Genomic DNA, 6,116 nt, shown 5'->3' with positions numbered 1-6,116 from the left:
CTCCCTGCCCTCAGCTAAGGTACATTTTCATCCATGGTGCTGATTTGCGCCAGTGACCCGCCGCACAGGCGGGTTTTTCGTTTGACGCTTCGTCGGCCAACGCGCCGGCAAAGGCTCCGAAGCCCGTTAACCCGGATTCGTTGTCCTGCACGGCCTGCGGCCCGCTTCATCCCCAGCCTCCATTCGCTGGCGATAAAACCGGACAACTCACGTGCTACCTAATCCGGACAACTCATGTGCTTACGACACGGCCCGCGGCCCACTTGCCTCCCACAAGCCGCTCCTGTAAGAGATCCGCCATGAACACGCGCGCCAGCAACGCTTCCCGTCCGACCGGTTTTTCCGGCGAGACCGTGCGCGCGCTGGCTTCGACCCTGCTTCTTCTCGGCCTTATCGGCGATCGCCGGGTTCGCTGAAGGAGCGCCCGGCGGTCGAACCGCCGCGCAAGCGCATGCTCCTTGGCAATCACATCAAGCGAACGAAATTCTGGTAAAGGCGCCGCTCGCCATCAATCCACCTGAAGGTGGATCCATGAGCCGCCGGGAGAAACGACGATGAACGCACGAGAAGAGATCCGCTCCGATGCCGCGGTAGCCGACACGGATTCGGCCAAAGGCATGCCCGACGCAGCCCGCAAATATCAGCCCTATCCGACCGTCGGTCTCACCGATCGCACCTGGCCTTCGAAGGTGATCGACAAGGCGCCGATCTGGTGCTCGGTCGACTTGCGCGACGGCAACCAGGCGCTGATCGATCCTATGGGCCATGAGCGCAAGGCACGCATGTTCGGCCTGCTGCTCGACATGGGCTTCAAGGAGATCGAGATCGGCTTCCCGTCGGCCTCCCAGACCGATTTCGACTTTGCCCGCTGGTGCATCGAGGAAGGCAACGTACCCGCCGATGTCTCGCTGCAGGTGCTGGTGCAGTGCCGGCCGGAGCTGATCACCCGCACCTTCGAGGCGCTGAAGGGCGCCACCAACCCGATCGTCCATTTCTACAATTCGACCAGCGAGCTGCAGCGTCGCGTCGTCTTCGAGAAGGACGTCGGCGGCATCAAGCGGATCGCCACCGACGCCGCCAAGATGATCACCGACATGGCGGCCAAGGCCGGCGGAGGCTTTCGTTTCGAGTATTCGCCGGAAAGCTTTACCGGCACGGAGCTGGAAGTGGCGCTGGAGATCTGCAACGCCGTCACCGAGATCGTCAGGCCGACCGCTGACAACAAGCTGATCATCAACCTGCCCTCGACGGTCGAGATGTCGACACCCAACATCTATGCCGATCGCATCGAGTGGATGTGCCGCAACCTCGACAACCGGGAGAACCTGCTGGTCTCGCTGCATCCGCACAATGACCGCGGCACCGGCATCGCCACCACCGAGCTCGGCCTGATGGCCGGCGCCGACCGTGTCGAAGGCACGCTGTTCGGCAATGGCGAGCGCACCGGCAATGTCGACATCGTCACGCTGGCGCTGAACATGTACACGCAAGGTGTCGATCCGTTGATCGACTGCTCGGACATCAACCGGATGAAGGACGTCTATGAATATTCGAACCAGTTGAAGATCCCCGAGCGCCACCCCTATGTCGGCGAACTCGTCTACACCGCCTTTTCCGGTTCGCACCAGGATGCCATCAACAAGGGCATGAAGGCGCTGAAGAAGGCCAATACGAGCCTGTGGGAAGTGCCCTATCTGCCGATCGACCCGGCCGATGTCGGACGCAGCTACGAAGCCATCATCCGCATCAATTCGCAGTCCGGCAAGGGCGGCATCGCCTATGTGCTGCAGGCCGATTACGGCCTCAATTTGCCGCGCAACCTGCAGATCGAGTTCAGCCAGGAAATCCAGGCGATCACCGATGCCGAGGGCAAGGAAGTGCCGGCCAGGCGCATCTACGAGCGCTTTCTCGAGACCTATGTCGACCAGCCCGGCGCGCGGTTGAAATTCCTCGATCACCACACCTATCCCAGCACCGAGATCAAGGGCCGGCGCGTCGTCGAGGCGGTCATCCTCGACAACGGCAAGGAACTGACGATATCGGGCACAGGCACCGGCCCGATCGACGGCTTCGTCGATGCGCTGTCACGTCATCTCGGTGTCGAGATGTCGGTGCTCGACTATTCCGAGCACTCGATGCAGCGCGGCTCGAACGCGTCGGCCATTTCCTATGTCGAGATGGAATATCCCGGCGGCAAGCTGTTCGGCGCAGGCATCAACACCAACATCGTCGCCGCCTCGCTGGAAGCAGTGATGTCCGCCGCCAACCGTATCGTCGGCAAAAAAGCCGGCTGACGCCCGACGGGAACAAAGATCGGAACCGTCCCAATCTGGTGATCGGTTCCGACCTTTCGGGCCGTTAACCACCGCGGAATTATCCGGTGGGTACGTGATCGCATAATGGGGTGTATACTTGTGTGGTGGTGCGGGACCTATATGATCGCGCCTCAACCTGTGCCGACTTCGAGAGGATCGACACTTGCAGCATGCCACGCCTGCCGCCCCCGCAGTGCGCGAGACACTGGAGCGACTGCTTGCCAGCCAAACGTTCGGCCGATCCGAACGCGCGCGCAAGCTGCTACGTTATCTTGTCGAACGTGAACAGGCCGGCCAAGCCGACAGGCTCAAGGGCTTTTCCATTGCCATGGATGTTTTCGGCAAGGACGGCGATTTCGACCCGTCCACCGATGCCGTGGTGCGGGTGCAGGCAGGCAGGCTGCGCGAGCTTCTGCAGCACTATTTCGCCAATGAGGGAATTGCCGAACCGGTCCGCATCGCCATTCCGCGCGGCGGCTATGTTCCTGCCTATGAATCGAATGCGATCCGCCTGCCGGATATTGCCGAGGCTGTTCCCGAACTCAGGCTGGACGGCGCCGCATCCGCCGATCGGTCAAACGAAGCCGGCACGGGCACGCCGGAGGCGATGTCTCTGACTTCCGTACTGACTTCGCCTGCCCCCTCGGTGGCGCGCCATCTCCGCTTTTTCTGGATGGCGATCGCCCTGGTCATCGCCATGCTGGGCGTACTGATCCTTCGCCAGGGCAGCACTGCCTTGCTGGCAGGCGGCGACATCTCGGCAACGCCGGAGACCGCTGGCGCAACCGCAAGCATCACATCGTCGGCAAGGGCTGACGCCCTGCCGCAAGTCTATATCGGACTCAAGGCTGACGGCCCCGACGCCAGCCGTGTCGCCGCATCGCTGCGCGCCGGCCTGAGTGGCTTCGATACGATCGACTTCATTGGTCGCGACACCGTCAACGATCCAGCCGACGACGCTGCGAGCTTCATATTCGACATCCTGCCCGGACCGGACGCGGGCGATATCACGATAGAACTGCAAAGCATGGCGTCCGGACGGGTGCTTCTATCGCGCAATCTCACCCCTGCCGACAGCGCACCTGCGGCGGTCGAAGACCGTATTGCCGACATGCTGAGCTCGGCACTCCCCGCCTCCGGCACCATCTACAACTATATCGAGCAGACCGGCACGCCAAACGGTCTGACGCAGTGCCTGCTGCTCAACGGCAAATATTACCTCGACCAGAACGCCAGGACCCATGAGGCGGCCTATCGTTGCCTCGAGAAGCTGGCCAATGGTGGAACCAAGTCCTCACTCGTCTATTCGGAACTTGCTTCCCTGCATCTCGAGGCGGTGTCCGATCATTACGCCTATCCGCCCAACGCGACGATTGAAACAGCCGTCGAGTTTGCCCATCGCGGCGTGCAGATGGGTCCGACCAGCCCTTATGCGCATCGCGCCTACGGCTATGTCAGTTCGCGCCTCGGCAATACGGACGAATCAATCCGCTGGATGCGCAAGGCCTATGAACTCAACCCCTACGATCTCGGCATGGCCGCCGCTTACGGCTACGGGCTGATCTTCGCCGGACGATACGCCGAGGGAACGCCGATCCTCGATCATGCGGCGGAGACCTTCAGCGGACACCCGACATGGTGGGACTATGGGCTGTTCGTCGGTGAGCTCATGCTCGGCGACACGAACAAGGCAGTCGCGGCCAGCATGGCACTGAGAACGACGGCAACGAAATCACACTATCTGGCGGCACGGCTGATCGGCGCCAAGGCTGCCGGACAGGACCATCTGGTGAGCACGCTGCTGAAACAGTTGACCACCGAGTTCCCCAAATTTGCCGCCGATCCGCGGGCGACTTTCGTCGAGCGGAAATATCCGGCCGACCTGACCGCCCGGCTGGTTCAGGCACTGCGCGCTGCCGGGCTCGGCAGCCCGAGCTGACACCATCGACGTCCGCGGACTGGCTGCGCCGTGTCCCGATGGATTTACTGCGCTCCGATCGCCGAAAGTCGATTGATCCCCAAGTTCTGTACACAACCGTACAAATCGCGAAAATTTTACTGGTCATCATGTCGGACTAGGAGCAATTCAGCCACGATTGGTGTCGCGCATTCTGCAATAACAAAAAATCAGCTTTCATGACCGCATCACTTTTTGCCGCCGAAGAGGGTGTTGGCTCGAAGGCCATCGTCCTGCTGCACGGTTTCGGCGGCTGCCACGATGTATGGCGCGAGGTGATTTCCGCTCTGACGCCTTCCACGCATACGCTGGCCTATGATCTGCCTGGGCATGGGATGTCGCTCGACTTTCCCGCCGCCGGTCCGGCCAGGGTGGCGGCCAAGGCCGTGCTGACCGACCTCTCGGAGCGTCGGCTGAAGCGCGTTCATCTCGTGGGCCACTCGATGGGTGGTGCCGTGGCGGCGCTGATGGCGCTGGCCGAGCCCGAAAAGATAGCCTCGCTGACGCTTCTGGCGCCGGGCGGCCTTGGCCCCGAAATCAACGGGCCGCTGTTGCGCCGCTATGCCGAAGCCGCGGATCGGTCCGAGATCCGCTCCTGCCTCTCCCAGATGTCGGGACCTTCTGCCCTGCCGCTCGAACATACGGTGGACATCCTTTGGGAAATGCGCAGGCGACCCGGCCAACTCGAAAAGCTGGTCGGGATCGCGGCCGCCATGACCGTGGACGATCGGCAAGGCGTCATCCCGCACGATCGCCTCGATCGGCTGAACATGCCGGTAATGGTGGCATGGGGAACCAGCGATGCGGTGCTGCCCTTTACCCAGGCGGATGACCTGCCGGCGCATTTTCACGTGCACCACGTGCTGGAGGCGGGCCATATGCTGGCCGAGGAAGCACCCGACCTCGTTGCCGAGATCATTCGCCGCAACACCAGCCGCCGCGCCAGGCCGCACCGCCAGAAATTCGCCGCAGCAGCAAGCTGACCTTTTCGCGCACGACGACCCTCCTGAGCATCCCGACGCCGTCGATCTCGCCAGTGCATTTTGCCGGCGGCTGTGTTAACCCAGTGTTAACCAAACCCACGAGGCAGACGCCGATGAAGGAAGCAGGCGAGAAGACCATCGACCAGTCGAAGAAACTGTCCGATGCCATCCGTGATGTCAAAAATGCCTTCGCCGACCGCGACGATGTCGTCGTCGACATGCGCGAGGCGCATCGCATGCGTCTCGATCTGCTTGCCGCCGAGCTGGCGCCGGTTTTTGCCGATGTTCCGGCCGACATGGACAATTTCGACTTTGTCGTCTCGTCGGGCTTGCAGCCGCGCCTGTGGATCGACGCCATCAGCCATGTCGCCATGGGGCGCGACCGCCGCACCTATCGCTTCCTCAAGGACACCCGCATCGGCCGGGTGGTGCTTGCCGAATCCACTGAGATGAAATCGGTTGCCGATTCCGTGACGCGCTATGTCGCCGAGCGCATCGTCGAGCGTCAGAGGATGCTGGAAGGCGGCGTCGAACCCGCCGTCGCCGGCCTGAAACGTGCGTATGTGCCAGAAGCCGAACCGCCGCTGCGCGCGACGGAGCGCGGCAAACGCTGGTCGGCCCTTCTGTCCGGGCTTGGCCTGGTCGCTGCCGGCGCACTGGTCGGCCTTGTGGTGTCGGTCGTCCTGTTCTGGGACCGCATCGTGGCCATGGTTGTCAATTTGCGGCCATAGCGGCCTCGGCGCCAAGCTCCACCGTCTGCAGATCGGATGGCGGTATGGACGGCCCGGTCAGGCCGCGCCGTGTCAGCCGGATCCGCCAGTTTCCCTTTTCACCGTCAATGTCGAACAGATTATACTGCGC

General features: G+C 62.3%; 4 protein-coding genes and 1 pseudogene. 4 read left to right on the top strand and 1 reads right to left on the bottom strand.

Translation table 11 applies throughout. The features are described from left to right. The first annotated feature begins 554 nt into the window (after nucleotides 1-554). From leuA to EN955_RS33240, 4 genes are all read left to right on the top strand, one after another. Complete coding sequence (leuA, locus tag EN955_RS33255) at nucleotides 555-2,294, top strand: 2-isopropylmalate synthase (RefSeq protein ID WP_032899463.1); 1,740 nt, start codon at nucleotides 555-557, stop codon at nucleotides 2,292-2,294. Nucleotides 2,295-2,478: 184 nt separating this feature from the next. Continuing rightward, nucleotides 2,479-4,254, top strand: a complete 1,776-nt coding sequence (locus tag EN955_RS33250) for a hypothetical protein (RefSeq protein ID WP_024504512.1) — start codon at nucleotides 2,479-2,481, stop codon at nucleotides 4,252-4,254. 197 nt (nucleotides 4,255-4,451) lie between these two features. Beyond that, entirely contained in the window at nucleotides 4,452-5,255 is an 804-nt protein-coding gene (locus tag EN955_RS33245; protein WP_024504511.1) for an alpha/beta fold hydrolase, read from the top strand. A gap of 113 nt (nucleotides 5,256-5,368) precedes the next feature. Beyond that, complete coding sequence (locus tag EN955_RS33240; protein ID WP_013529921.1) at nucleotides 5,369-5,986, top strand: hypothetical protein; 618 nt, start codon at nucleotides 5,369-5,371, stop codon at nucleotides 5,984-5,986. On the opposite strand, the pseudogene EN955_RS35780 reads toward EN955_RS33240, so the two are convergent. Then, nucleotides 5,970-6,116, bottom strand: a pseudogene (locus EN955_RS35780) (metallophosphoesterase); the annotation flags it as partial. The gene EN955_RS33240 and the pseudogene EN955_RS35780 sit on opposite strands and share 17 nt — an antisense overlap.

The sequence above is a fragment of the Mesorhizobium sp. M7A.F.Ca.CA.001.04.2.1 genome, assembly GCF_003998485.1.
Lineage (GTDB): Bacteria > Pseudomonadota > Alphaproteobacteria > Rhizobiales > Rhizobiaceae > Mesorhizobium > Mesorhizobium ciceri.
This window is presented reverse-complemented; position numbering and strand designations above follow the sequence as displayed.

Excerpts from the sequence above, each read along its gene's own strand:
- EN955_RS33245 (WP_024504511.1), top strand. The coding sequence starts at position 4,452 with ATGACCGCATCACTTTTTGCCGCCGAAGAGGGTGTTGGCTCGAAGGCC.
- leuA (WP_032899463.1), top strand. The coding sequence starts at position 555 with ATGAACGCACGAGAAGAGATCCGCTCCGATGCCGCGGTAGCCGACACG.
- EN955_RS33240 (WP_013529921.1), top strand. The coding sequence starts at position 5,369 with ATGAAGGAAGCAGGCGAGAAGACCATCGACCAGTCGAAGAAACTGTCC.